Here is a 1,191-nt window from a genome sequence, read left to right as displayed (position 1 = left end):
TGACGCGGCAGAGGGCGTGGACGTCTCCGGTCGCGTTCCGCCCGATTCCCGGTGACGATGAACACCGGTCGGTGCCGGGAGGTGGTCGTGGTGGCGCGTGCGGCCCTCGTCGCCGGTGATCTGCCGCTCATCCCGCCCATGTTGGCCACTCCCGGTGAGCCGCCGACGGGGGAGGGGTGGGCGGTCGAGTTCAAGTGGGACGGTTACCGCGGCGTGGCGTACTGCCAGGGGAGGGACGTGCGGGTGCTCAGCCGCAACCACCTGGACCTGACCGGTCGCTTCCCGGAGTTGCGGATCCTGCCCGAGCTGCTGCACGGGCGCAGCGCGGTGCTCGACGGTGAGATCGTCGCGCTCGGGCCGGACCAGCGGCCGAGCTTCGGGTTGTTGCAGCGGCGCACGCGTACCGCGGCGGGCACCCGGTCGCTGCGGGTGGCGCCGATCGCCTACTACGTGTTCGACCTGCTGGTGCTGGACGGGCGGTCGGTGCAGGACCGGCCGTACTCGGAGCGGCGGGCGATGCTGACCGCGTTGCAGCTGCCGGGCAACCACGCGATCCAGGTCCCGCCGAGCTTCCCCGACACCGAACCGGCGACGATCCTGCGCGTGGCCGAGCAGCACGACCTGGAGGGCATCGTCAGCAAGCGGGCCACGTCGCGCTACGAGCCGGGACGGCGGTCGCCGGCGTGGGTCAAGACACCCCTGCGCCGGACCCTGGACGTCGTGGTCGGTGGCTGGAAACCCGGCCAGGGCCGACGTTCGGGCACGATGGGCTCGCTGCTGCTGGGCGCCCACGACGAGACCGGCCTGGTGTTCATCGGTCACGTCGGCACCGGCTTCACCGACCGCGCCCTGACGGACCTGCGACAACGCCTGGCCGACCTGCGGCGGGCCACCAGCCCGTTCGCCACGCCCGTCCCGCGCGAGTTCGCCCGCGACGCCCAGTGGGTCGACCCCGTCCTGGTGGGCGAGGTGGAGTTCCGCCAGTGGACCAGCGACCACCGACTCCGCCACCCGTCCTGGCGCGGGCTCCGGGACGACCTGGATCCGGAGCAGGTCCGCCGGCCGAGCGGCTGATCCGGGCGCCCGGCACGGCGACGCAGTCGTTCCACCGGCGACCACGACCATCCGGCCGGGACGGACGTCGGACGTAGCCGGGCAATCGTCACCGGTGGCCGAGTGAGCCGGTCATCC

Annotated in this window: 1 protein-coding gene; it reads left to right on the top strand. The window is 73.1% G+C overall.

Going from position 1 to position 1,191, the window contains the following annotated elements:
* Positions 1 to 90: 90 nt before the first annotated feature.
* A complete protein-coding gene (gene ligD / locus AB0G02_RS41265) occupies positions 91 to 1,074 on the top strand; it encodes a non-homologous end-joining DNA ligase (protein WP_360806326.1) in 984 nt (327 codons plus the stop codon).
* The last annotated feature ends 117 nt before the right edge of the window (positions 1,075 to 1,191 follow it).

Origin of the sequence: Actinosynnema sp. NPDC023658 (assembly GCF_040639995.1) — a bacterium.
In the GTDB taxonomy this organism is placed as follows: Bacteria; Actinomycetota; Actinomycetes; order Mycobacteriales; family Pseudonocardiaceae; genus Actinosynnema.
This window is presented reverse-complemented; position numbering and strand designations above follow the sequence as displayed.